Origin of the sequence: Anoxybacillus amylolyticus (assembly GCF_001634285.1) — a bacterium.
Classification (GTDB): Bacteria; Bacillota; Bacilli; order Bacillales; family Anoxybacillaceae; genus Anoxybacteroides; species Anoxybacteroides amylolyticum.
In genome coordinates this window covers 99,546-123,692 of sequence record NZ_CP015439.1, presented here as the reverse complement: position 1 = coordinate 123,692, position 24,147 = coordinate 99,546, and the positions used below count along the sequence as shown (strand labels likewise).

Sequence of the window (24,147 nt, the reverse complement as noted above, 5' to 3'; positions counted from 1 at the left end):
CTCAGTAGCAAAAGACGGTCAGGCCGTTATTTAAAGGAAGTGAGAGAGCGTTTGCTCTCTAAGTAGGGTGGTACCGCGAATTACACTCGTCCCTTCAGCGAAGGGACGAGTTTTTTATTTTTTAGAGAGGTGAGGGAAATGCATTTATTAAACGAGTTAGAGTGGCGAGGACTTATTAACCAAGTCACAGACCGTGAAGGACTAGAGAAGTTGTTAGCGGAGGAAACGGTCAGTTTATATTGCGGCTTTGACCCGACGGCGGATAGTTTGCATATCGGAAGTTTGTTGCCGATTTTAACGTTACGACGATTTCAATTAGCAGGGCATCGCCCGATTGCGCTTGTTGGAGGAGCGACGGGGTTAATTGGCGACCCAAGCGGAAAAAAAAGCGAGCGGACGTTAAACGCGAAAGAAGTAGTTGTGCAATGGAGTGAAAAAATTAAAGAGCAGCTGTCACGCTTTTTAGATTTTGACGCGGAAGGCAACCCAGCGATGATTGCGAACAACTATGATTGGATTGGAGAATTAGACGTTATTTCTTTCTTGCGTGATGTTGGGAAACACTTCGGCTTGAATTATATGCTGGCGAAAGAGTCGGTACAATCGCGCATTGAAACAGGCATTTCGTTCACAGAATTTAGCTACATGATTTTACAATCGTTCGACTTTTTAAAGTTGTATCAAAAAGAAAACTGTAAATTGCAAATTGGCGGAAGCGACCAATGGGGCAATATTACGGCAGGACTAGAATTGATTCGCAAAACGGAAGAAGACGCAAAAGCGTTCGGACTAACGATTCCACTTGTGACAAAAGCGGACGGAACGAAATTCGGAAAAACGGAAAGTGGGACGATTTGGCTAGATAAAGAAAAAACGTCGCCGTATGAGTTTTACCAATTTTGGATTAATACAGACGACCGTGATGTCATGAAATATTTGAAATACTTTACGTTCTTAACAAAAGAAGAAATCGATGAACTAGAAAAACAATTGCGAGAAGCGCCGGAAAAACGGGCGGCACAAAAAGCGCTCGCAGAAGAAGTGACGAGGCTTGTGCATGGAGAGGAAGCACTTCAACAAGCGGTGAAAATTTCTGAGGCGCTTTTTAGCGGCAGCGTTTCTAATTTGACTGCGGACGAAATTTGCCAAGGATTTAAAGACGTCCCTTCCTTTGAATACGATGGGGAAGAAGTGCCGCTTGTAGAATTGCTTGTCATGAGCGGGGTCGTTTCATCGAAGCGACAGGCGCGTGAGGATTTGGCAAACGGCGCCATTTATGTCAACGGGGAGCGCGTGCAAGAAGTGAACAAAGTGTTAACACGTAACGATCGCATTGAAGGGCAATTCACTATCATTCGCCGCGGAAAGAAAAAATATCATGTAATTCGCTACAAATAGAAAAAATCCCTCTGGACTTGTCCAGAGGGATTTCTTATTAACGAGAGTAGAACTCAACGATTAACGCTTCGTTGATTTCTGCAGGCAATTCAGAACGCTCAGGGAAACGAGTGTACGTTCCTTCTAATTTTTCCGCGTCTAATGTTAAATAGTCTGGTACGAAGTTGTTGACTTCTAACGCTTCTTTAATGATTTGCAAGTTGCGCGATTTTTCGCGAACGGCAATTGTTTGACCAGGTTTTACACGGTAAGACGGAATGTCTACGCGGCTTCCATCCACTAAAATATGGCCGTGGTTTACTAATTGGCGAGCTTGGCGACGTGTACGCGCAAAGCCTAAACGGTAAACAAGGTTGTCAAGGCGGGATTCAAGCAAGATCATGAAGTTTTCACCATGTTTACCAGCCATTTTGCCAGCTTCCTCGAACGTTTTACGGAATTGACGTTCGTTCACGCCGTACATATGGCGAAGCTTTTGTTTTTCTTGCAATTGCAAACCGTATTCAGAAAGTTTTTTGCGTTGTCCTGGACCATGTTGTCCTGGTGGGTAAGGACGCTTTTGCAATTCCTTACCTGTGCCGCTTAACGAAATGCCAAGACGGCGAGAAATTTTCCAAGTTGGACCTGTGTAACGAGCCATTAAATGCTCCTCCTTCGCTTTTATTTTAGGTAAAATAAAAGCAGACGCAATCAACAATTATGGCCATTTTGTTTTCATGTATCCTCGCTCTAGCAGCTAAGAGTTACACGATACACCTCTTCTTCTGAGGAACAAAATGGGCACATAAAGGCGATCACTAAGGCTGCTATATTTTACACAAACGCTATTATATGATTTTTACAAAATAAAGTCAACATCTTATTTTGTGTTTGCCATCTATGTGGTATAATAAAAGATGTAATTTTTTGAAAAAAACTTTCTATCTTTCAAATGACGTAATATATTTTAATGATAAAGACTATAGATATGGGTGAATAATCATGATGAAAGTGCATGAGAAAGAGAAGTACGCCGCTTTTAAGGAAAAGTTTTTCGATTGGTTACTATCGTATGACGATTATGGGCAATTTTCGCAAACGATGCTTCAGTTGTTTTTGTTGCTAAAACAGGAGCTAATGATCGAAGATGTTACGTTGTTTTTGTTTGACCCGGTCGAGAAAACGTTTTACCCAGAGGTGACAACAAAAACAGAGTCCTGTAGTTTGTTTCCAGATATAGAATTGCAAAAATCTCCGCCGTATGAGCGAGTACATATAGAAGAAACCGAGCAATTCGCGGTCGCGCAGCTATTGCTTCAACAATCCGAAGAATTTTCGGGCGTTTTGCAGCTTTTATATGCGAAAGAGCAGCGTCCGAGCGAGGCGTTTCTCGAACAGATGGCAACCGATTTTTCATATTTATTTGGCAAATTGAAAAAAATTGCGCGTGGGTTGAGCGAAGAAAAACGGTACGAACGCCTTCATCATTTTACTGCGAAAATTCATGCGTCAATGAAAATAGAAGATGTGCTAGAAGAAATTATCGACACGCTGCAAGAAGTATATCCTTCCTTTACGTATTACTTATTTTTATCTGACGACCATCCGTATCACGAACGTTTGCCGATCAAAACGCTAATGTTCGAACAAGAAGATGAAAATATGGCAGCGATGCAAGCATTTTTGACGGGGAAAATCCAACTCGAAGATTCGCTTTCGCTTCAACGTTCCATTTTATATGCTCCAATTAAAGGTGCTCAAGGGGTTTATGGGGTCATTGAGATTATCGCTTCGCATATTATGGAATTTCCAAAAAGTGAAATCAATTTCATTTCATTGCTTGCGAATACAGCAGGTAGCGCGCTTGAAAATGCAAAACTGTATGAGCAGTCGCGCCGATTGGTGGCGGATTTGCAGCTAATTAATGAGACGATGCACCGATTGAATGCCAATTTGCGTTTGCAAGATGCGCTAGAGTTTATGGTCAGCCAAATTAAACGCTCCTTTGGCGCTGAAGAAATCGGGTTCCTTTTATTTGACCAAGAAAAGAAAAGGCTATTGCCTGGAAGCACCCCATTTTTTCAATCGCGCCAAGCGAAAAAATATATTGAATTTGTGGCAAAGCGACTTCGTACCGAGCGAGATATGGTGTTTTTAGGCGATGCAAAAGTAAATTTCGTGTCTGCCCCCCAATATCACTCAGTGATGGCTGTGCCGATGGTGCAAAATGGCATGCTTAGGGGAATGGCAATCGTGCTTCATCGTGAGCCTTATCATTTTACGTTTGAAATGTTTAAGCTGCTGCAGTCGCTCATCCATCATTCGACATTGGCGTTTGCGAATGCGATGCTTCGCGAAGAGTTGGAAAGTATGGTAATTACTGATTATTTGACGAAGTTATACTCGCGTCATTATTTAGATGAGCAGTTGAAAAAATCGATGGAAGTTGATGCGTTTGGCACATTCATTTTAATTGATATCGACAATTTCAAAAGCATAAACGACACATACGGTCACCAGACGGGCGACGATATTATCGTGCAAGTCGCGAATATTATTAAGCAAAACATTCGTGAGCATGACATAGGGGCGCGTTGGGGCGGAGAAGAACTGGCGATTTATTTGCCAAAAGTCCCGTTAACGACTGGTGTGACCATTGCAAATCGGCTAGTGGTAAAAGTGCGACAAGAAACGAATCCGCCAGTTACCGTTTCTTGTGGCGTTTCGTACTGGAAAAAAAACCGCCGTGAAGAAGCAAACGAGTTGTTCAAACGCGCAGATGAGGCGCTGTATATGGCAAAGCGGTCGGGGAAAAACTGTGTGTTTGTGAAAGACTATCAACACCAATACAAAGCGTAAAAAGGAATCCGTTTCGTTGGATTCCTTTTTTCGCGAACGCTACAACGACGCAACTAACACGTCGACAAATTTCTCTAAATATTGTTGATCGATCTCGTCAAAGCGGTTTTTGTTTGGGCTATCAATATCGAGCACGCCGATGACGTTACCGTCTTTTAACATCGGCACGACGATTTCTGACTGGGAAGCAGCATCGCAAGCGATATGTCCAGGAAAGAGATGGACGTCAGGAACGAGCGCTGTTCTTTTGTTCTGCGCTGCCGTTCCGCACACGCCTTTTCCGAACGGAATACGCACGCACGCTGGCAATCCTTGGAACGGACCTAATACTAGTTCTTCCCCTTCGGCTAAATAGAAGCCGACCCAATTAATATTATCAAGAAATTGATGAAGAAGGGCAGCAGCATTGGCTAAATTAGCGATTAGATTCGGTTCACCGGAAATGAGCGCCTCGAGCTGCTTAATTACAAGCTCATAATTTTCTTCCCGTGTGCCGGTATAATGGATACTGTGAAACAACGCGATCCTCTCCTTATAGAAAAAAATTTAAAACGCTTCGCGAATCATTTGTTCTCTTCCTTGGTGCAAATCGAGAGCACAATGGGCATCTGAACCATATACGAGTGGGATATTTCGTCTCAGTGCCTCATAAACGACCCAATCTGGCGGGTACGGTTCTTGACAAAGCGGTTTTTGCACGCCGGCTCCGTTATAATCTAGTTCATATTGTCTTTCTTTAATTTCATCCAGAATGTGAATAATCCGTTCTGCCATAGAAACAGAGCAAGGGAATTGTTTTTGAAACTTATGAACGAGCGTTAAATGGCCAATGCGTTTTGGTTTGTATTTTCCTAGGTCTGCTTGCACTGCATGCAAGATCGCTTCGTAGTATGCTTCATACGCGCAAATCGTCGATCCGAATGATTCCACCATTGCTTGAAACATCTTAGGGCTGTAGTCTAAGCAAAAATATTGGCCGTTTGCCGGAAGAAAATGCACCGATAAAATGCTATCATCTAACTCGGGACCGATTTGTTCGAGAAAACGTGCAGTTGCTTCCTCATAGCCAACAATAAAATCGACTTCCAGTCCGATGCGAATTAGGATATCTGCTTGATACTGTTTCTTTACCCGTTGTAGTGTAGAAAGATACGAATCAAGCTGCTTTATCGCCATGGCGCTGTCTTGTTCGGGTGTCGGGTCGACAAATGTCGACGGAAGCGGTGCATGTTCGGTAAACGAAATGTCTGTATAGCCTAGTTCGATGGCTCGTTCGATGTATCGTTCAAGGGAATCGCTACTCCCATGCGGACAAAACGGGGTATGAATATGACCATCACGCAAAAGAATCCCTCCTTTCATTACATAATTGAAAAAAATGCAGATTTTTGTAAAAAAAAATTAAAAATTTTGGTCAAAAAATGTCGTTAACATGGTATCATAAAAACATTAAAAGAACATTATGTCAATGTTTTTTGCCTTCTCCATAATATGTGACTTAACTCGGATGCAAGGGGGCTTCTTATGGAAATCGCAGTCACGATGTTACTCCTCGCGAGCGGAGGAATGATATATAACTACATGTACCGGAAGAAGATGTATCGTGAAATTGATCGGTTAGAAGCATGGAAAATAGCCATTATGAATCGGCAAGTCACGGAAGAACTTTCGAAAGTCAAGCAATTGAACATGACGGGAGAAACAGAGCAGTTATTTGAGCGTTGGCGCCAACAATGGGACGATATTGTCACTGTACGACTTCCTGAGATCGAAGAAAAGCTATTTGATGTCGAAGAATTTATCGATAAATATCGGTACTCGAAGGCAAAAGCGGTATTGCGCGAAATCGAGCAGGTGCTACGAAAAATCGAGGAAGACATTCAGACGATTCTTCACGAACTAGATGAGCTTGTTGGTAGCGAAGAGCAAAACCGGACCGAAATGGAGCAGCTAAAAACGTTGTATCGAGAAGCGAAAAAAACGTTGCTTGCCTATCGACATACGTTTGGGGAAGCGGAGGAAAATTTAGCTCGGAAGCTTGAGGAAATACATCAAGGGTTTCAAAGATTCGAAGAGATGACGAACGATGGCAACTATTTAGCAGCAAGAGAAGCAGTATTCGCTTTGAAACAACAGTTGACCGATGTTTCTAGCATGCTTCAAGAAATCCCGTCGTTGCTTACCGAGTGTCAAACAGCAATTCCGGCTCAGCTTTCAGAACTTGTCGAAGGCTATCAAGAAATGAAAGAGGCGGGCTATATTCTTGATCATTTACATATTGAGCAAGAAATAGCAAAACAACAAGAAAAGCTGCCGCAATGCCTGGACATGATTCGAACGCTTGAACTTGAGGAAGCAAAGCAGCTGCTCGAAGAGATTAAATCAGATATCGACGCGCTTTATGACTTGTTAGAAAAAGAAGTACTGGCGTATCAATACGTGAAAACCGAAATGGGACAGTTACAAGAGCAGCTAGAACAGCTAGGTGAGGAAGCGAAGCAGACGGGAGCAGAAACGTTGTTTGTGCAGCAAAGCTATCGGCTGTCGACAAAAGACCTCGAAAAATACCGCAACATTGAAAAGCAAATACAGCAGCTTGTGAAACGATTTTCCTTCATTCAAGAGCGCGCACTAGAGGAACGAACGGCGCACTCGCTCATTAAGGAAGAATTGGAGTCATTAGCAGCACAAATGCAGTTGTTAAGGGAAGAGCATGAACAGTTTCGCGAGATGTTGCAAACGTTGCGGAAAGATGAATTGGCTGCGCGCGGAAAACTTCGGGAGATACGCCATCAGCTATCTGAAGCGGTTCGGTATGTGAAAAAAAGCCGGCTTCCAGGGCTTCCGGAAACATATAAGTTGCAGCTTGACGAGGCGAAAGAACTGTTAACAACAGTATCACTACGTCTTGATGAGAAACCACTCAATATGGAGGCCGTTCAGCAAGTACTCGCGGCAGCGGCGGTGCTAGTAGAACGCGTCAGTGAACAAACGATAAGCATGGTCGAGCAAGCCGACCTTGTCGAAAAAGTGATTCAATACGGCAATCGCTACCGCCGCCGGTATCCGTCGGTAAAAGAAGGATTGGAGGAGGCGGAGCAACTTTTCCGTCATTATGAATACGAACAGGCGCTAGAGCAAGCAGTCGCAACGGTAGAGGCTGTTGAACCAGGAGCGTTTGAACGTGTTCGAAAACTTTTGCAAGAAGAAGTACCAAAATGAACGAAAAACCGATAAATACCTACATATGTAGATATTTATCGGTTTTTTCGCGAATAATGTAGATAGTTTTCCATATGTTGTTTGTGTAAAGCATGTATGCGGAGGATGGACGTGATGATTTATCTAGATAACAGCGCAACGACAAAGCCGTTTCCAGAGGTGCTTGATTCATTTGTGGCGGTTGCGACGAACTATTTTGGCAACCCTTCGTCGCTTCATGAATTAGGCAGGAAAGCAGAGCGGCTACTTTCCCAGTCGCGAGAGCAAGTGGCGGCGCTTCTTTCTGTAAAACCTAATGAAATTATTTTTACATCTGGCGGAACGGAAGCGAACAATTTAGCGATTAAAGGTGTTGCCCTTCAGTATCGAAAACGGGGGAACCATATTATTACGACTGCGATTGAACACCCGTCAGTGGCAGAACCGTGTCGCCAATTAGAAGAATTAGGATTTGAAGTAACGTATTTACCGGTGAATGCGTACGGTCGTGTGGAAGTGGAAACGCTCGAGCGATCCCTACGTGACGATACGATTCTTGTATCAGTGATGCATGTGAATAACGAGGTCGGTTCGATTCAACCAATTGAGCAAATTGGTGAGATGTTGCAGCGCTACCCAAAAGTAATTTTCCATGTCGATCATGTGCAAGGGGTAGCGAAAGTTCCGCTTGATATAAAAAAAGCACGTGTTGATTTATGTACGATGTCGGCGCATAAATTTCACAGTTTGCGGGGAGCGGGCATTTTATACGTTCGCAACGGCATTCGCCTTTCTCCGCTTTTAGCCGGAGGAGGACAAGAATGGCAAGTTCGGTCGGGAACAGAAAACGTTGCCGCTATTGTTGCGATGGCAAAAGCGCTTCGCCTCTCGATGGAAGCGTATGAACAGCAAATACGGCAATTACATGTGCTGAAAGAGCGATGGTTTGAAGCATTAAGCCATATAGACGGCATGGAACTTCATACGCCTATAAAGCACTCGGCGCCGCATATCATTAACTTTTCGCTAGACGGTTTAAAATCGGAAGTATTTGTTCATGAATTAGCGAAGCAGCAAATTTTTGTCTCAACAACATCCGCATGCTCGTCGAAAAAACGAGCGCCAAGTAAAACGTTGCTAGCGATGGGAGTTGAGGGGAAACGGGCGGAGAGCTCGATTCGCATTAGTTTATCTTGGGAAAACACGATCGAGGAAATTCCAGTCGTCGTTCGCGCCATGAAAGAAGCGATTCAAAAACTACAAGATGTAAAGAGGTAGAGAATTATGCGCTATGATCGTATTTTAATTCGTTACGGAGAAATGTCGACAAAAGGAAAAAACCGCAACCGTTTCGTCGTGCAGTTGAAGCGGAACATTCAAAAAAAATTAAAAGCATTCCCGAATATAAAAATTGAATACATGCGCGATAGAATGTACATTTTATTGAATGGTGAGCCGCATGAGGAAATCATGGAACAGCTAAAGACCGTGTTTGGTATTCAATCGTTTAGTTTGGCGATGAAATGTAAGAACGACATCGAGCAAATAAAAGCAACGGCATTAGCAGCAGTGCAACAAGTGGAAGGAAAAACGTTTAAAGTGAGCGCCAAACGGATTGATAAACAATTTCTGATTGGAAGCAATGAGTTAAACCATACACTTGGCAGCCATATTTTACGAAATACGAACCATTTAACGGTCAATGTGCACGAGCCCGATATTGATGTGCGCGTGGAAGTGCGCAAAGACGGTACGTACGTGACATGCTATGATATTCCTGGAGCAGGAGGTCTTCCGGTTGGCACAAGCGGAAAGGCGATGTTAATGCTGTCTGGCGGCATTGATAGTCCAGTTGCTGGGTATTTAGCAATGAAACGAGGATTGGAAATCGAGGCGGTTCACTTTTTCAGTCCACCGTTTACAAGCGAACGGGCAAGGCAGAAAGTGATTGACCTAGCGAAGAAACTAACGCGATTTGGTGGGAAAATTAGGCTACATATCGTTCCTTTTACAGATATTCAACAGACCATTCACCGGCAAGTTCCAGATGGGTATTCCCTTATTTCGTCGCGGCGAATGATGTTGAAAATTACGGATATGTTGCGGAAAAAATATAACGGCTTAGCAATTGTCACTGGTGAAAGTCTCGGTCAAGTGGCAAGCCAGACGTTAGAAAGTATGTTTGTGATTAACGATGTCACGACAACGCCCGTTCTCCGTCCGCTCGTGTCGATGGATAAAACAGAAATTATTGCGATTGCCAAAAAAATTGATACGTTGGATATTTCTGTCCTTCCATATGAAGACTGCTGTACCATTTTTGTTCCAAGTGCACCAAAAACACGACCAAAAAGGGAAAAAGTGGTTCATTATGAAAGTTTTATTGAGTTAGAACCTCTTCTTCAAACAGCAGTAGCGAATACAGAAACGCTCATCATTGATGAAGAATTTTCGGCAGAGAAAGAGTTTGAACAGTTGTTCTAATCTCAAAATTTACCAGAATGATAAGTGCATGAAGCCATGTGTTTTCACACATTCTATAGCTACAAGGAGGTGAAAACACATGGCACGCAACAACTCATTATTAGTGTCTGGTGCACAACAAGCGCTTGACCAAATGAAATACGAAATCGCGCAAGAATTTGGTGTCACACTAGGTGCAGACACAACAGCACGCGCAAACGGCTCTGTTGGAGGAGAAATTACAAAACGCCTCGTTGCAATGGCGCAACAACAATTAGGCGGTTCGTATCCAAAACAATTTTAATTTCATATCATGGCTACATGGGCGGGAACATTTCCCGCCTTTTATTATGTTAAAAAATTATTCAAAAAATTAAAATTGTTTTGTATAATTGTGGTGAAAAGAAAAAATGGGGGATGAGGATATGAGACGCGAAGATTTAATTGCACCAGAACAGTACAATTTAACCGTAGAAATGGAAAAGTATGCACAACAAACTCCCGAACGAACGGCGCTAAAATGGGAAAGCGAGGACGGTCAGACAAGAGAGATTGCATATGGCGAGCTAATGAAAAAAGCAAACCAAATTGGAAACGCTTTACTTGGGGCGGGGCTACAAAAAGGCGACAAAGTGCTCATCATGGTACCGCGCTTGATTGAGGCATACGAGGTATATTTAGCTTCATTAAAAGCGGGGCTTGTCGTCATTCCAAGTTCGGAAATGTTGCGGACGAAAGATTTGCAATACCGCATTTCACACGGGGAAGTAAAGGCAGTTATTGTTTACGAACCGTATGTTGACCAATTTCTTCCGATTGAGAATATGGATGCGATATTAAAATTTGTCATTGGTGAAAACGAAGTCGATGGTTGGACAAACTTATTAAAGGTAAGCGAAGCAGAAAGTGATGAATTAACAATTGCAAATACAAACCGTGACGATATGGCATTTTTATCGTACACATCAGGTACAACCGGTAATCCAAAAGGCGTTGTGCACACGCATGGGTGGGCATATGCGCATTTGCGCACCGCAGCGAAAAACTGGCTTTGCATTGAAGAAGGGGATGTTGTATGGGCAACGGCTGGACCGGGATGGCAAAAATGGATTTGGAGTCCTTTTTTATCGACGTTAGGGTCAGGAGCGACAGGCTTTGTTTATTTTGGGCGATTTGAGCCAGAAAAATATTTGCAACTTTTGAGCAAATATGAAGTAAATGTTCTTTGCTGCACGCCGACAGAGTATCGGTTAATGGCGAAAGTGCCGACGATCGGTCAATATCAGTTGCCGCATTTGCATAGTGCCGTATCGGCAGGAGAACCGTTAAACCGAGAAGTGATCGATACGTTTGAAAAATATTTTAACGTACAAGTTCGCGACGGATATGGGCAAACGGAAAATACGTTGCTTGTCGGTGTGTTGAAAGGAATGAAAATTAAGCCGGGTTCGATGGGGAAACCGACGCCTGGAAACCGCGTCGAAATTATTAACGAGAACGGCGAGCCATGTGCGGTAGGCGAAGTTGGCGACATTGCCGTGCATGTGGAAACCCCAGCGCTGTTTAAACATTATTACAAAGACCCAGAGCGGACAGCGATGCAATTCCGCGGCGATTACTACATTACAGGGGATAAAGCGAAAAAAGATGAAGACGGCTATTTCTGGTTTGAAGGACGCGGAGACGATATTATTATTAGTGCCGGCTATACGATTGGTCCGTTCGAAGTCGAAGATGCGCTTGTCAAACATTCAGCGGTCAAAGAATGTGCCGTCGTCGCAAGTCCAGATGAGGTGCGTGGCCATGTCGTTAAAGCGTTCATCGTGCTTCGCGAAGGCGTCGACCCGACTGACCCGTCGCTCATCCCGGCGTTGCAAGAACACGTTAAACAACTAACAGCGCCATATAAATATCCACGCAAAATCGAGTTTGTCGACGAATTGCCAAAAACGACATCCGGCAAAATTCGCCGTGTGGAATTGCGCGAGCGGGAAATGCGTCTTGCTCAACAAAAATAATAAGCAAAGTAACGGGATGTCCCAGCAATATGAAGGGACATCCTTTTCTTCTCTTTTCTTACAAAAACGTCCGCTTGACTTTTTCCCAGAACGAGTTGTCTTTTAGACGCACGGTTTTGATGACGCGGTTGCTTAAGGCGATGTCGATTTTTTCGATATGGCGGATGCTCAACGCTTCGTTATCCATGCCGATCAGCGGGTAGTGGTTGCCTTCTGGCGAAATTTTTAACGTTAGCTTTCGCTTTCCGCTTAAAATAAAAGACGAGCCCAACGTCCGGTAGCGGTTGTTGTTCAGCGAAGCAAGTTCGCTCACTTGAATGCACGGAAGCAGCGGATCGACGACTGCGCCATTGACCGATTTATTGTAAGCGGTGCTTCCTGTTGGCGTAGCAACAATCATTCCATCGCCGCGGAACGTCTCAAAATGAAGATCGTCAATAAATACGTCCATGACAAATGTTTTAATAATTCCGGAGCGGATCGAGCATTCATTTAAGCAAAAAAACGAAGCGGCATTGTCGATCGTTACTTCGATAATCGGATAGCGGCGTACTTCAATTTGTTCGCTTGAGGCAGCTTGCACCATGTGCTCAGTGTCTTCGATTTGAAAATCGCAATAAAACCCGCGGGATGATAGCGTAGAAATGCCGGCATATAAGCAATCATCGCGGAACCCTGTTTGCCGTACCGCCTGCAAAAAGGAGCCATCATCCCCGATGCTGACGATGACATTTGCTTTCGTATGGTCGTCAACGACGACAAAGCCATACTCTTTTGCTAGATTTACTAGCGGTTGAACACGCTTCATTAGCTCGTCGTCATGTTTGTAAAAAAAATACATGCGGTTTCGACGTTCTGGCATGGTAAAACCTCCATTGTCATATTTTAGTTAATTAGCAATTATGGTAAAATAAATAAGTCATCTATAGTTTACCATTTATTTTTGGAAACTGAAATAATGTCAAGGGGGAATCACCATGAATCGAAAGCGCTGGATTGCGCTCTCAGTAGCTATTGCACTATTTATCATTTCTTCGCTCGTCAGCATTATTTCCTCACTAGTGACAAAAGATGCTCGGAAATGGTCCGAAGGGTGGCTAGCGTTAGTTGATCAAAATTTTAGCGAAGAAGTGCTGAAAGACGGAGATCCATCGAAAAAAATTGTCGTGCTTGAAGTGAATGGTGTCATTCAAGACACTGATGAAGCAAGTTCGCTCTTTTCCGCAGAAGGGTATAATCATCGGAATTTTTTACAAATGATTGAACAAGCAAAAAACGACGATACAGTGAAAGCCATTGTCTTGCGCGTCAATTCTCCAGGAGGTGGGGTAGTCGAAAGCGCAGAAATTCATGATCAATTAATGAAACTAAAAAAAGAAACGAAAAAGCCGATTTATGTGTCGATGGGCGCGATGGCAGCTTCCGGCGGTTACTATATTTCGACAGCAGCAGATAAAATTTTTGCTAGCCCTGAAACGATCACTGGCTCGCTCGGTGTCATTATGCAGAGCTTAAACTACGAAGGATTAGCGAAAAAGTATGGAGTAGAAATGGTGACGATTAAAAGCGGTCCGTATAAAGACATTATGAATCCAGCACGGAAAATGACCGAAGAAGAACGGAACATTTTGCAATCGCTTATCCAAAACTCTTATGACGGTTTCGTCAAAGTCATTTCTGAAGGAAGACATTTGCCAGAGAGAGAAGTTCGTAAAATTGCCGACGGTCGCATTTATGACGGCCGACAAGCAAAACAACTAAAGCTTATTGACGAATTTGGTTATTTAGACGATACGATTGCGGCGATGAAAAAAGATCATCATTTAGGAAAAGCGCAAGTGGTCAAATATACGAGTGACTTTGGATTTGGCTCGCTATTCAACGCCAAAGCGCTTACCACAAACGATACAGAAGAAATGAAGCTAGTAAAGCTATTTTCAACGCCAAAATCGCCAACGCTTATGTATTTGTACGCGGAATAAGGGGGATGTATATGGAAAATGTGTATACGTTTGAAAACAACGCTGATATACCGACAAGTCAGCCACCCCGCTATGCCGGTTTTTGGATGCGATTTTGGGCATATTTACTTGATTTGCTCGTCGTCGGTAGCATCGACCGTCTAATCGTTTATCCGCTCTTTCGTCTATTTGACCTTTCCATAGATAAAACGACGATGTTTTCACCGATTGCGATTGCCACAGTAGTCGTCTTTTATGGCTATTTCGTGTTAATGACAAAATCTTTTCAGCAAACAATTGGAAAAATGGTGTTTGGATTAAAAGTCGTGACGATAAACGATGAACCATTCACGTGGGTTACGGTGTTGTTTCGAGAAGTCATCGGAAAATTCATTGCGAAGTTCATTTTATTTATAGGGTTTCTTTTTGTCGCCTTTTCCGAGAAAAAGCAAGGGCTGCACGATCAAATTGCTGATACAACTGTTATTCACGAATAAACCTGCAAACGCAGGTTTATTTTTTTTAGAGATGGTGACAATGATATGTTGAAAGGAAGTGCAGACATTGAAAGTGATCGTCGCCATCATTCTTATTTTACTAGTTGTTTTTTTATGTATGAAATTGTCGATCTCTCTCTTTTTTCAACATGCACAAGATGATGACGAGTGCCGCATTACGTTCAGCATGCTGTTTGGTCTTATTCGTTATACGGTTCGCATCCCCTTAATTAAAGTGGACAAGGAATCTCCGGGTATTGTTGTGGCACATAAGCAAACGGTTCAAAATGTTTCCGAAAGTGAACCAAAACGCTCGAAATATAATCCACGAGAAATCGTTCATAGTTTCAAAGAAGCGAAAGATTTTGTACACCACGTCGTTCACTTGCACGTCATTGCCCGAAAATTTTTTTCGCATGTATCGGTAACAAAAATGGAATGGCAATCGAAAATTGGAACAGGTGATGCTGCAAAGACGGGACTAGTGGTTGGAATGGGCTGGTCGCTAAAATATGGAGTTGTAGCAATAATAAGCAAATATATGAGATTAAAAACAAAACCATTGCTTTCGATTACTCCTTCGTTCCAACAAGCAGTGTCTGAAACAAAATTTGTATGTATGATTCATTTTCGTATCGGGCATGCTATAGTAGCAGCAATAAGAATAATCAAATATTGGCGCGGAAATCGGTGGAAAAAAGAAACGTTCAACCATCAAGCAAATGAAAGTTATTAGGAGGTTTCGCTATGAGCAATCATCCAATTCAAGGGTTAATGACAACTGCCATGGAAAATTTAAAGCAAATGATTGATGTAAATACAATTATTGGCGATCCAGTTGAAACGCCAGACGGCAGTGTCATTTTGACGGTCTCAAAAGTAGGTTTCGGTTTTGCGGCAGGTGGAAGCGAGTTTATGTTGGACGGAAAACAAAACGGGAACACGCTAAACGGCCAAGCGAGCAGTGAACATCCATTTGGTGGCGGTTCCGGCGGCGGAGTATCCATTACTCCGATTGCGTTTTTAGTCGTCAACTCTTCCGGAGTGAAGCTATTGCATCTTGACGAAAACACGCATTTATACGAAAAAATTTTAGATTTTGCCCCACAAGTGGTCGAGAAAATCCAAGCAATGTTAAAGAAAAATAAAGAAGAGCAGACACATCCGAAAGATGATTTAGGGAATTTAATCTAAGGCAAAATCGTTGAAAATTTTTTTCGTTCCCGGTATGATTACCCTATACATATTTTTTATGGGAGGAATTTTCAATGGCCAATGTAACGTTCAAAGGGAATCCAGTGACATTAGTCGGGAATGAAGTAAAAGTAGGCGACAAAGCGCCGGACTTCAAAGTATTGGCGAACGATTTATCGGAAGTAACGCTTGCCGATACGAAAGGCTTTGTTCGCTTAATTAGTGTCGTTCCGTCCATCGATACGGGCGTATGCGATACCCAAACACGCCGGTTTAACGAAGAAGTAGCAAAGCTTGATAACGTGAAAGTGTTGACGGTTAGCGTTGACTTGCCGTTTGCACAAAAACGTTGGTGTGGAGCAGCTGGAATCGAGAATGTGCAAATGCTTTCTGACCATCGTGACGTTTCGTTTGGTCAAGCGTACGGTGTCTTAATGAAAGAATTACGCTTGCTTGCTCGTGCCGTTTTTGTCATCGACAGCAACGACACCGTCACTTATGTCGAATACGTTCCGGAGGCAACGAACCATCCGAATTATGAAGCAGCGATTGAAGCGGCAAAAGCGGCGAAATAACAAAGGTGCCTCTCACAGCTAGAAGAAAAGACCTCGAATGAATCGAGGTCTTTTCTTGTTGAAAATCGTAGCGGAAGCCCATACAATAAAAGATTGGACAATGTGAAAGGGGAAAAAAGATGACACCGATTGAACGATTATTTACGTTATTTGACCAAACCGCACTCATTTTACAAGAAGAACTGCACTGTACCTATTTAGAAGCGGTGGCGGAAACAGGTGAGAACGTTTTTCATGGTGATGTGTTGCAAGAAGAGGTCAGCGAGCTAAACCAACGGCGACTCAAACAACAATATACGCAAATTTCACTCGATCGTTTTACGAATGAAGAAATTCGTAAGGCGTTTCAGCTGGCGGTGTTAAAAGGGATGAAGGAACATACGCAACCGCACCATCAAATGACACCTGATGCCGTTAGCTTGTTTATGAGTTATTTAGTGAATAAATTTACTGCTGCCTATTTTGCGCTAACAGTACTTGACCCAGCAGTTGGTACCGCCAATTTATTAACCGCTGTTCTCAATCATTTGTCAAATAAACAAGTGAGAAGCTACGGTGTCGATGTCGATGATTTATTAATGAAATTAGCGTACGTAAATGCGAACTTGCAAAAGCACCCAGTCCACTTTTTTAACCAAGATAGCTTGCAGCCGATATTTGTTGATCATGCTGATGTCTTGATTTGCGACTTGCCGGTTGGATATTATCCGAACGATGACAACGCATCTCGGTTTGTGCTTAGAGCGGAAAGCGGGCATTCGTACGCGCACCATTTGTTTATCGAGCAAAGCGTACATTATACAAAAGAAGGTGGCTATTTGTTTTTCATCATTCCAAACTCGCTATTTACGAGCGATCAAGCACCACAGCTTCATGCGTTTTTAAAAGAACATACCATCATTCAAGGATTGCTGCAACTCCCACTTTCAATGTTTAAAAACGAACACGCAGCGAAAAGTATTTTTATTTTACAAAAAAAAGGCGACCGAGTGAAAGCGCCGAAAAAAGCGCTGCTTATTGAACTTCCGAAGTTTTCCAATAAACAAGCGATGACGGCGATGATGCATAAAATCGACGAATGGTTTGCTGAAGAAAAGAAAGAGCTCTAACAAGGGCTCTTTTCGCTTATTAATCTAATTTGAAAGCGATTTTTGCGAACAGAAAGAGAGTTTTTTTGATTCGAATTTTGTGAATATAAAAACATATTCCGTGCAATCGGTTACAATTTCGTGAAGTGCTTGAAAACAAAAGAAAATCATGCGTAAAATGAAAAAGGATTGTCGGATTTGGAATACTAATGGAGAAGCGCTTTAAAGGAGTTGTTTTTATATGGCAAAAATTATGGCAATTAACGCGGGCAGCTCGTCGCTGAAATTTCAGCTGTTTGAGATGCCGAGTGAGACAGTGTTAACGAAAGGAATTGTCGAGAGAATCGGCTTTGACGATGCGATTTTTACGATTGTTGTGAACGGAGAAAAAGTGCAAGAAGTAACAGCGATTCCGGACCATGCGGTTGCGGTGAAAATGCTGCTAGATAAATTAATTCGTTTTGGCATTATTCAGTCGTTTGCAGAAATCGACGGAATCGGTCACCGCGTCGTTCATGGCGGCGAGAAGTTTAGTGATTCCGTTCTGATCACCGATGAGGTGCTAAAAGAGATTGAAGAATTATCGGAACTTGCACCGTTACACAATCCAGCGAATATTGTCGGCATTAAAGCGTTTAAAGAAGTGTTGCCAAACGTGCCAGCGGTTGGGGTATTTGATACGGCGTTCCATCAGACGATGCCAGAACAGTCATTTTTATATAGCCTTCCGTATGAATATTACACAAAATTTGGCATTCGGAAATACGGCTTCCACGGGACATCGCATAAATACGTGACGCAGCGCGCCGCGGAGTTGCTAGGGCGGCCGATTGAGCAATTGCGCCTTATTTCGTGCCATCTTGGGAATGGAGCGAGCATTGCGGCAGTAGAAGGCGGAAAATCGATTGATACGTCGATGGGCTTTACGCCATTAGCAGGGGTAGCGATGGGAACACGTTCCGGTAATATCGACCCGGCGCTAATCCCATACATTATGGAGAAAACGGGAAAAACGGCAGAAGAAGTGATTGATGTTTTGAATAAGAAAAGCGGTATGCTTGGCATTTCCGGTTTTTCGAGCGATTTGCGTGACATTGAAAAAGCAGCGTCGGAAGGAAACGAACGGGCGGAATTGGCGCTTGAAGTGTTTGCGAACCGCATTCATAAATATATTGGTTCATATGCAGCGCGCATGTGTGGGGTCGACGCGATTATTTTCACGGCGGGAATTGGCGAAAATAGCGACGTCGTGCGGGCAAAAGTATTGCGCGGCCTAGAATTCATGGGCGTCTACTGGGACCCAGCATTAAATAAAGTGCGTGGCAAAGAAGCGTTCATCAGTTACCCACATTCACCGGTGAAAGTATTAGTGATCCCGACGAATGAAGAGGTCATGATCGCCCGCGATACGATAAGATTGGCAGGGTTGTAAGGATTTTTTAAAATTTATAACCAAAACTTGCTAAAGCAACTTTTTCCATATTCTGAAATGGATATGAAAAGGTTGCTTTTTTTATTTTAGAAAGAAACGACTAGTGAACGGGCTCAATCCTAATGAAGGGAGGGAATTAAATAAGATGTAGCGATATGGTATAATAGGAAAAAACTTTGGTGAATGAGGAGGAAAAGATGTGGAAAACAGAAATGAATTACATAAACAGGAAATTAAAATCAAGGTAGAACTATCACAAAAAGATTTTGTGATCGCCAATTTACTTTTTATGTGGATTTCATATCCATAACTTGTTGGAATAGGGATTGTTAGTTTAGTGGTCGGACTATATGCTTTGGTGGCAAGTGGATGGCATTCTGCTCTTTTCGTTACTTTCCTGCCGGCCATCTCTTTAATTGGACTAGTGATTTCGATTGTTTTGCAATCTAAAAAAGAAAACCATGTTTATCGTGAACCTAAAATCTACTCAATCTCTGAAGAAGGGGTTTATGTCGAATCTTCTTCATCCCAGCATCAATATGCTTGGACAGCCATTAAGGGAATAAAAAAAATAAAAGGTTACTACTATTTATTTTTGGGAAGAAACGAAGCGCATGTGATACTTGAAAAAAGTTTCTCTGACCGTTTTTTGTTGGAACAATTTCATAGCCTTATATCATCTTCTCCAAAACCAAAAAAGCGTAAAACATTTCCAAAAATCATCTTTTTTACGCTTGTGACTTTAATCATCATTGGCATTTTAAGCAATATGTTTTCGAGATAGAACGGAGGATAGATATAAATGAGTGTCAACGAGCATAAAAAGGAAGCACCGCGCGTTATTCGCTGTAAAGTAGTGACGGTTAGTGATACACGAACAAAAGAAACGGATAAAAGCGGCCAATTAATGATGCAACTTTTAAAAGAAGCGGGGCATGAAGTAGTAGCATACGAAATTGTCAAAGACGAAAAAGAAGCTATTCATTTTGCGGTCATGCGCGGCTGCGAACAACCGGAAGTCGATGCCGTACTCACAAACGGTGGCACAGGAATTGCCAAACGGGACGTGACGATTGAAACGGTTAAAGAAATCATCGAAAAAGAAATTGTTGGGTTTGGCGAGCTGTTTCGCATGATTAGCTACACAGAAGACATCGGCTCTGCGGCGATGCTATCGCGTGCGATTGCTGGCGTTGCGAATAACACCGCAATCTTTTCGACGCCTGGTTCGACCGGGGCGGTAAGATTAGCGATGACGAAACTCATTTTGCCAGAATTGCGCCACGTCATTCGCGAAATTCGCAAAGATTTGTAAAAGGCGGCTAGTTGCTCAAGCCGCCTTTATTGATGCAATCTGGCAGAGACAGTTTGATTAAGCCGGTACCAAATCCATAAATCATTAATGATTGAAGCCAACTCCGCGATTTCTGAGTTCAGCCGGCACGAGCGAGAAAAGTCGCTTTCGTCGCTCAATTCCGCTTGCTTTTGATTGATCGTTTGCTCGAGTTCGGCGATCCTGTCGGGAATTGCTCCGCGGATTTTTTCCCACTCTAACAAAATATCGTACTGTTCCTTCTCGCTATATTCTTCCCACGCTCTTTCAAGCGCCGGCAATCGAATCCCAAGCCGTTCATCATATACAAACACGGTTTCCCCCCTCACTTTCTTACTGTTTATTTTACAAAAAAATAAGGAAAAGACCAACGAATTCAAATAGTATTTTTATACTTTTTGATGAATAACTATTGAAAAAGACAATAAAAGCTGATAAAGTAATATTGTAATAAATGAATAATTATTTAGTTTCTAGTATATTTATGTGAAAAGGAAGGGGAAAACATATGGCCAATCCAAAAATTGTGCTAGCCTATTCAGGCGGTTTAGATACATCTGTTGCGATTAAGTGGTTACAAGAACGAGGATACGATGTCGTGGCGTGCTGCTTAGATGTTGGAGAAGGGAAAGATCTTGATTTTGTGAAAGAAAAAGCGCTCACTGTCGGTGCGATTAAATCGTATGTCATCGATGCGAAAGAAGAGTTTGCGAATGAATACGCGCTTGTCGCTTTGCAGGCACATACCCTTTATGAGGGAAAATATCCACTTGTATCGGCGCTTTCACGCCCTTTGATTGCGAAAAAGCTAGTAGAAATTGCCGAGTTGGAAGGGGCAGTAGCAGTTGCGCACGGTTGCACAGGGAAAGGAAACGACCAAGTTCGGTTTGAAGTGTCGATTAAAGCGTTAAACCCGAACTTAGAAGTCGTAGCACCAGTACGTGAATGGAGCTGGTCGCGGGAAGAAGAAATTGAATATGCGAAAAAACATAACATTCCGATCCCGATCGACTTAGATAGCCCGTTTTCGATTGACCAAAATTTATGGGGACGCAGCAATGAATGTGGGATTTTAGAAGATCCATGGGCTGCACCGCCAGAAGAAGCGTATGAATTAACAGCGGCGCTTGAACAGACACCAGACGTGCCAGACATTATTGAAATTGGCTTTGAACAAGGAGTGCCAAAAACGTTAAACGGCAAAGAATATTCCCTTGCGTCGCTTATTTTAGAGTTAAACGCGCTTGCCGGCAAACATGGGGTCGGGCGCATCGACCATGTCGAAAACCGCCTTGTCGGTATTAAATCGCGCGAAGTGTACGAATGTCCAGGAGCGATTACGCTCATTAAAGCGCATAAAGAATTAGAAGATTTAACGCTCGTCAAAGAAGTCGCGCACTTTAAGCCGCTCATCGAGCAAAAATTGGCGGAAGTCATTTATAACGGGTTATGGTTTTCGCCATTAAAAGATGCGCTTCTTGCGTTCTTAAAAGAAACGCAAAAAAATGTCACTGGCGTTGTGCGGGTGAAGTTATTTAAAGGTCATGCAATTATCGAAGGGCGGAAATCCGAGTTTTCATTATATGACGAAAAACTCGCCACCTACACATCGGAAGACGAGTTCGACCATCAAGCAGCTGTCGGCTTTATTTCCTTATTCGGCTTGCCGACGAAAGTATACAGCATCGTGAACAATCAAAAGAAGGTGACCGTGTGAAGAAACTTTGGGGCGGACGGTTTACGAAAACAGCGGAAGAATGGGTCGATGAGTTTGGCGCATCGATTCCATTCGACCAAGAGTTAGTCGAAGAAGATATCGAAGGAAGCATCGCCCATGTGACGATGCTCGGAAAGTGCGGCATTTTGCCGAGCGATGATGCGGAAAAAATTAGATCCGGCTTGCTGTCGCTGTTAGATAAAGCAAAGCAAGGAAAGCTTGAGTTTTCTGTTGCTTACGAAGATATTCATTTAAACATTGAAAAAATGTTAATCGATGAAATAGGTCCAGTTGGCGGAAAATTGCATACTGGACGAAGCCGCAACGACCAAGTAGCGACCGATATGCACTTATATTTGCGCAAGCGCGTTCATGAAATTATTGAATTGATTCGGGAATTACAACAAGTGTTGGTGGAAAAAGCAGAAGCGCACGTCGAAACGCTCATTCCAGGATATACGCATTTGCAACGGGCGCAGCCTGTGTCATTTGCCCATCATTTGCTAGCGTATTTTTGGATGTTTGAACGTGACCGTGAGCGATTTACGGAATCGCTAAAGCGCATTAACAAATCGCCGCTTGGCGCTGGAGCGCTTGCCGGCACGACATTTCCGATCGACCGCCAATACACCGCCGAGCTGCTCGGGTTTGACGGCATTTACGAAAACAGCATCGATGCGGTTAGCGACCGCGATTTTATCATTGAATTTTTAAGCAACAGTTCGCTTTTGATGATGCATTTGTCGCGTTTTTGCGAAGAGTTAATTCTTTGGTCAAGCCAAGAATTTCAATTCATCGAAATCGACGATGCGTTTGCGACAGGAAGTAGCATTATGCCCCAAAAGAAAAATCCCGACATGGCCGAACTCATTCGTGGAAAAACCGGGCGAGTGTATGGAAACTTAGTTGGCTTATTAACAGTCATGAAAGGAACGCCATTGGCGTATAACAAAGATATGCAAGAAGACAAAGAAGGCATGTTTGATACCGTAAAAACGGTAACCGGTTCGTTAAAAATTTTTGCGGGCATGATTGCGACAATGGAAGTTCGTACAGAAGTCATGAAAAAGGCAGTCAAACAAGACTTTTCGAACGCGACGGAACTAGCGGACTATTTAGCGAAAAAAGGCGTTCCGTTCCGCGAAGCGCATGAAATCGTCGGTAAACTTGTGTTAACATGCATTGAAAAAGGCATCTTTTTAGCGGATTTGCCGCTTTCTGAATACAAGCAAGCTTCTGCCTTATTTGAGGAAGACATTTACGAAGCGCTCGACCCGTATACTGCAGTGAACCGCCGCAATAGCGCAGGGGGAACCGGCTTTGCGGAAGTGCGGACGGCGATCGAAAAGGCGAACAAAACAATGAACACTCCGTAAACGTGTTACGGAGTGTTTTTTTCTTATAAGGTAAGAAAGTATAGCATTTTGCAATTAGGCAGAGAATTGTCTAGCTTGAAGCGCCATTGGTGTGATGCGCTCCGCCCCTTCTTTCGGCGGCGACACACGGAGTTCGCTTCTTTGAAATATCCCACGCAAGCCCAAGCTTTGCTTGGGCTGAGCCTCCTCGGTGGAGCTTGTGCGCTCTTCGCCGATAGGTGGGCGCTTTGTGCTTTTCTTATTTTTCAGTTCGGACGACTAGCACGTCACATTTGGCATAGCGAGTAATATGTTCGGAAACGCTTCCAATTAACAACCGTTCTACAGCGTTCAATCCCGTAGCGCCGCAAACAATTAAATCCGCATGATGTTGTGGAGCGATATCTTTGGCAATTTTCACTTTTGGTGAACCAAATTCGATTTCTACACTAACTTCTTTTACCCCTGATTCCACTGCTTGTTTTTGATAGTTTTCTAGCAATTCTTTTGCATACTGCTCCGAGCGTTCGATGACGACCCGATCATGCATTTCTACAGCTGCGAGTGCGCGTACATCAATGATGTGGGTTAAAATGAGCGCAGCGTCATTTCGTTTTGCGATTTCAATCGCTTTTTTAAACGCCCACTCTGCTTCTTTTGAGCCATCGACGGCTACTACAATCGTTTTGTACGTCATTGACATGTTTCCCACTCCCCTTTTGGATAGAAATGCTAACTTTAATATAAGTATAACATGCAGTGGACAAGTAAAACTATAGATATCGTTACATTTTTATGAAAAGAGGTGGGAAGTGTGAAAAGAGAGCCCGATGTAAGACAGTCTCTATATGATGATGAAGAGGCGGTACAAGCAATTAGCGAGCAAATTATGAATGCGTACCAAAGTGGCGTCATCGAGCAAGAGGAAGGATATTACCATCCACGCCGAGAGGCAGGAGAATAAGTAAACCATCACGGTAGTCTTCTACCGTGATGGTTTTATCATGAGTGCGCTGCACGTGTCTTTTTGGTTACATTTGTAGTAAAGTAAAGAGAGAGATTGTTCATGGGGAGGAG

Annotated in this window: 25 protein-coding genes and 1 other annotated feature (1 of these 26 cut by a window edge); of the genes, 19 read left to right on the top strand and 6 right to left on the bottom strand. The window is 43.1% G+C overall.

The features are described 5' to 3' along the window. Positions 1 to 97, top strand: a binding site (T-box leader); it begins 123 nt to the left of the window's first position. A gap of 41 nt (positions 98 to 138) precedes the next feature. Continuing rightward, positions 139 to 1,398, top strand: a complete 1,260-nt coding sequence (tyrS, locus tag GFC30_RS15110) for a tyrosine--tRNA ligase (protein ID WP_066327701.1) — start codon at positions 139 to 141, stop codon at positions 1,396 to 1,398. Positions 1,399 to 1,435: 37 nt separating this feature from the next. On the opposite strand, the gene rpsD is transcribed toward tyrS, so the two are convergent. Then, positions 1,436 to 2,038: a 30S ribosomal protein S4 gene (gene rpsD, locus GFC30_RS15105; protein WP_066327699.1), complete on the bottom strand. Its 603-nt coding sequence runs from the start codon at positions 2,036 to 2,038 to the stop codon at positions 1,436 to 1,438. Positions 2,039 to 2,382: 344 nt separating this feature from the next. On the opposite strand from rpsD, the gene GFC30_RS15100 reads away from it, so the two are divergent. Beyond that, a complete protein-coding gene (locus GFC30_RS15100; protein WP_066328005.1) occupies positions 2,383 to 4,236 on the top strand; it encodes a sensor domain-containing diguanylate cyclase in 1,854 nt (617 codons plus the stop codon). 39 nt (positions 4,237 to 4,275) lie between these two features. On the opposite strand, the gene GFC30_RS15095 is transcribed toward GFC30_RS15100, so the two are convergent. Together GFC30_RS15095 and hisJ are read right to left on the bottom strand one after the other, a co-directional pair. Continuing rightward, positions 4,276 to 4,755: a GAF domain-containing protein gene (locus tag GFC30_RS15095; RefSeq protein ID WP_066327696.1), complete on the bottom strand. Its 480-nt coding sequence runs from the start codon at positions 4,753 to 4,755 to the stop codon at positions 4,276 to 4,278. Between the two features lie 27 nt (positions 4,756 to 4,782). Further along, on the bottom strand, positions 4,783 to 5,580 hold the full coding sequence (gene hisJ / locus GFC30_RS15090) for a histidinol-phosphatase HisJ (protein ID WP_066327694.1): 798 nt from the start codon (positions 5,578 to 5,580) through the stop codon (positions 4,783 to 4,785). Between the two features lie 180 nt (positions 5,581 to 5,760). Here hisJ and ezrA point away from each other — a divergent pair, with 180 nt between their 5' ends. From ezrA to mbcS, 5 genes are all read left to right on the top strand, one after another. After that, complete coding sequence (gene ezrA / locus GFC30_RS15085) at positions 5,761 to 7,458, top strand: septation ring formation regulator EzrA (protein ID WP_066327691.1); 1,698 nt, start codon at positions 5,761 to 5,763, stop codon at positions 7,456 to 7,458. Between the two features lie 114 nt (positions 7,459 to 7,572). Then, positions 7,573 to 8,715, top strand: coding sequence for a cysteine desulfurase family protein (locus GFC30_RS15080; protein ID WP_066327690.1), 1,143 nt, complete (start codon positions 7,573 to 7,575; stop codon positions 8,713 to 8,715). A gap of 6 nt (positions 8,716 to 8,721) precedes the next feature. Further along, the gene (thiI, locus tag GFC30_RS15075; RefSeq protein ID WP_066327689.1) at positions 8,722 to 9,921 is read left to right on the top strand and encodes a tRNA uracil 4-sulfurtransferase ThiI; all 1,200 of its coding nucleotides are present in this window, start codon (positions 8,722 to 8,724) and stop codon (positions 9,919 to 9,921) included. Between the two features lie 79 nt (positions 9,922 to 10,000). Further along, positions 10,001 to 10,204 (top strand): alpha/beta-type small acid-soluble spore protein, encoded by a 204-nt coding sequence (locus GFC30_RS15070; protein WP_066327687.1) that lies wholly within the window; start codon positions 10,001 to 10,003, stop codon positions 10,202 to 10,204. 121 nt (positions 10,205 to 10,325) lie between these two features. Then, complete coding sequence (mbcS, locus tag GFC30_RS15065; RefSeq protein WP_066327685.1) at positions 10,326 to 11,918, top strand: acyl-CoA synthetase MbcS; 1,593 nt, start codon at positions 10,326 to 10,328, stop codon at positions 11,916 to 11,918. Positions 11,919 to 11,976: 58 nt separating this feature from the next. On the opposite strand, the gene GFC30_RS15060 is transcribed toward mbcS, so the two are convergent. Next, a complete protein-coding gene (locus GFC30_RS15060; protein WP_066327684.1) occupies positions 11,977 to 12,780 on the bottom strand; it encodes an NAD kinase in 804 nt (267 codons plus the stop codon). A 115-nt stretch (positions 12,781 to 12,895) separates the two neighbouring features. Between GFC30_RS15060 and sppA the strand changes: the two genes are divergently transcribed. The 9 genes from sppA (at position 12,896) to GFC30_RS15015 (ending at position 19,980) form a co-directional block, all read left to right on the top strand. Then, positions 12,896 to 13,900: a signal peptide peptidase SppA gene (gene sppA / locus GFC30_RS15055; RefSeq protein ID WP_066327683.1), complete on the top strand. Its 1,005-nt coding sequence runs from the start codon at positions 12,896 to 12,898 to the stop codon at positions 13,898 to 13,900. A gap of 11 nt (positions 13,901 to 13,911) precedes the next feature. After that, positions 13,912 to 14,376, top strand: a complete 465-nt coding sequence (locus GFC30_RS15050) for an RDD family protein (protein WP_066327682.1) — start codon at positions 13,912 to 13,914, stop codon at positions 14,374 to 14,376. A 73-nt stretch (positions 14,377 to 14,449) separates the two neighbouring features. Next, the gene (locus GFC30_RS15045; RefSeq protein ID WP_238583589.1) at positions 14,450 to 15,112 is read left to right on the top strand and encodes a DUF2953 domain-containing protein; all 663 of its coding nucleotides are present in this window, start codon (positions 14,450 to 14,452) and stop codon (positions 15,110 to 15,112) included. Positions 15,113 to 15,123: 11 nt separating this feature from the next. Beyond that, a complete protein-coding gene (gene ytfJ / locus GFC30_RS15040) occupies positions 15,124 to 15,570 on the top strand; it encodes a GerW family sporulation protein (protein WP_066327678.1) in 447 nt (148 codons plus the stop codon). A gap of 74 nt (positions 15,571 to 15,644) precedes the next feature. Next, positions 15,645 to 16,145: a thiol peroxidase gene (tpx, locus tag GFC30_RS15035; RefSeq protein WP_066327676.1), complete on the top strand. Its 501-nt coding sequence runs from the start codon at positions 15,645 to 15,647 to the stop codon at positions 16,143 to 16,145. Positions 16,146 to 16,264: 119 nt separating this feature from the next. Next, the gene (locus GFC30_RS15030) at positions 16,265 to 17,254 is read left to right on the top strand and encodes a class I SAM-dependent methyltransferase (protein ID WP_066327674.1); all 990 of its coding nucleotides are present in this window, start codon (positions 16,265 to 16,267) and stop codon (positions 17,252 to 17,254) included. Positions 17,255 to 17,474: 220 nt separating this feature from the next. Continuing rightward, positions 17,475 to 18,665 carry an acetate kinase gene (locus GFC30_RS15025; RefSeq protein WP_066327672.1) on the top strand — a complete coding sequence of 397 codons (1,191 nt, stop codon included), beginning with the start codon at positions 17,475 to 17,477 and terminating at the stop codon, positions 18,663 to 18,665. A gap of 337 nt (positions 18,666 to 19,002) precedes the next feature. Further along, positions 19,003 to 19,449 (top strand): YcxB family protein, encoded by a 447-nt coding sequence (locus tag GFC30_RS15020; protein ID WP_066327669.1) that lies wholly within the window; start codon positions 19,003 to 19,005, stop codon positions 19,447 to 19,449. An 18-nt stretch (positions 19,450 to 19,467) separates the two neighbouring features. Further along, the gene (locus tag GFC30_RS15015; protein ID WP_066327661.1) at positions 19,468 to 19,980 is read left to right on the top strand and encodes a MogA/MoaB family molybdenum cofactor biosynthesis protein; all 513 of its coding nucleotides are present in this window, start codon (positions 19,468 to 19,470) and stop codon (positions 19,978 to 19,980) included. A gap of 26 nt (positions 19,981 to 20,006) precedes the next feature. Here GFC30_RS15015 and GFC30_RS15010 read toward each other — a convergent pair whose 3' ends face one another. Beyond that, entirely contained in the window at positions 20,007 to 20,312 is a 306-nt protein-coding gene (locus GFC30_RS15010; RefSeq protein WP_066327659.1) for a hypothetical protein, read from the bottom strand. 194 nt (positions 20,313 to 20,506) lie between these two features. Here GFC30_RS15010 and GFC30_RS15005 point away from each other — a divergent pair, with 194 nt between their 5' ends. After that, positions 20,507 to 21,715 (top strand): argininosuccinate synthase, encoded by a 1,209-nt coding sequence (locus GFC30_RS15005; protein WP_066327657.1) that lies wholly within the window; start codon positions 20,507 to 20,509, stop codon positions 21,713 to 21,715. Continuing rightward, entirely contained in the window at positions 21,712 to 23,091 is a 1,380-nt protein-coding gene (gene argH / locus GFC30_RS15000; protein WP_066327655.1) for an argininosuccinate lyase, read from the top strand. Before GFC30_RS15005 ends, argH begins: the two co-directional genes overlap by 4 nt. A 238-nt stretch (positions 23,092 to 23,329) precedes the next feature. Here the strand turns inward: argH and GFC30_RS14995 are convergent, their stop codons facing one another. Continuing rightward, entirely contained in the window at positions 23,330 to 23,773 is a 444-nt protein-coding gene (locus tag GFC30_RS14995) for a universal stress protein (RefSeq protein ID WP_066327653.1), read from the bottom strand. Positions 23,774 to 23,884: 111 nt separating this feature from the next. Here GFC30_RS14995 and GFC30_RS17275 point away from each other — a divergent pair, with 111 nt between their 5' ends. Next, positions 23,885 to 24,034 carry a hypothetical protein gene (locus GFC30_RS17275; RefSeq protein ID WP_169807019.1) on the top strand — a complete coding sequence of 50 codons (150 nt, stop codon included), beginning with the start codon at positions 23,885 to 23,887 and terminating at the stop codon, positions 24,032 to 24,034. Positions 24,035 to 24,147 lie beyond the last annotated feature (113 nt).

What these genes read in the sequence shown, in the direction of transcription:
- tyrS (WP_066327701.1), top strand. Translation starts at nt 139, where the DNA reads ATGCATTTATTAAACGAGTTAGAGTGGCGAGGACTTATTAACCAAGTC.
- rpsD (WP_066327699.1), bottom strand. Translation starts at nt 2,038, where the DNA reads ATGGCTCGTTACACAGGTCCAACTTGGAAAATTTCTCGCCGTCTTGGC.
- GFC30_RS15100 (WP_066328005.1), top strand. Translation starts at nt 2,383, where the DNA reads ATGAAAGTGCATGAGAAAGAGAAGTACGCCGCTTTTAAGGAAAAGTTT.
- ezrA (WP_066327691.1), top strand. Translation starts at nt 5,761, where the DNA reads ATGGAAATCGCAGTCACGATGTTACTCCTCGCGAGCGGAGGAATGATA.
- GFC30_RS15080 (WP_066327690.1), top strand. Translation starts at nt 7,573, where the DNA reads ATGATTTATCTAGATAACAGCGCAACGACAAAGCCGTTTCCAGAGGTG.
- thiI (WP_066327689.1), top strand. Translation starts at nt 8,722, where the DNA reads ATGCGCTATGATCGTATTTTAATTCGTTACGGAGAAATGTCGACAAAA.
- GFC30_RS15070 (WP_066327687.1), top strand. Translation starts at nt 10,001, where the DNA reads ATGGCACGCAACAACTCATTATTAGTGTCTGGTGCACAACAAGCGCTT.
- mbcS (WP_066327685.1), top strand. Translation starts at nt 10,326, where the DNA reads ATGAGACGCGAAGATTTAATTGCACCAGAACAGTACAATTTAACCGTA.
- GFC30_RS15060 (WP_066327684.1), bottom strand. Translation starts at nt 12,780, where the DNA reads ATGCCAGAACGTCGAAACCGCATGTATTTTTTTTACAAACATGACGAC.
- sppA (WP_066327683.1), top strand. Translation starts at nt 12,896, where the DNA reads ATGAATCGAAAGCGCTGGATTGCGCTCTCAGTAGCTATTGCACTATTT.
- GFC30_RS15050 (WP_066327682.1), top strand. Translation starts at nt 13,912, where the DNA reads ATGGAAAATGTGTATACGTTTGAAAACAACGCTGATATACCGACAAGT.
- ytfJ (WP_066327678.1), top strand. Translation starts at nt 15,124, where the DNA reads ATGAGCAATCATCCAATTCAAGGGTTAATGACAACTGCCATGGAAAAT.
- tpx (WP_066327676.1), top strand. Translation starts at nt 15,645, where the DNA reads ATGGCCAATGTAACGTTCAAAGGGAATCCAGTGACATTAGTCGGGAAT.
- GFC30_RS15030 (WP_066327674.1), top strand. Translation starts at nt 16,265, where the DNA reads ATGACACCGATTGAACGATTATTTACGTTATTTGACCAAACCGCACTC.
- GFC30_RS15025 (WP_066327672.1), top strand. Translation starts at nt 17,475, where the DNA reads ATGGCAAAAATTATGGCAATTAACGCGGGCAGCTCGTCGCTGAAATTT.
- GFC30_RS15015 (WP_066327661.1), top strand. Translation starts at nt 19,468, where the DNA reads ATGAGTGTCAACGAGCATAAAAAGGAAGCACCGCGCGTTATTCGCTGT.
- GFC30_RS15005 (WP_066327657.1), top strand. Translation starts at nt 20,507, where the DNA reads ATGGCCAATCCAAAAATTGTGCTAGCCTATTCAGGCGGTTTAGATACA.
- GFC30_RS14995 (WP_066327653.1), bottom strand. Translation starts at nt 23,773, where the DNA reads ATGTCAATGACGTACAAAACGATTGTAGTAGCCGTCGATGGCTCAAAA.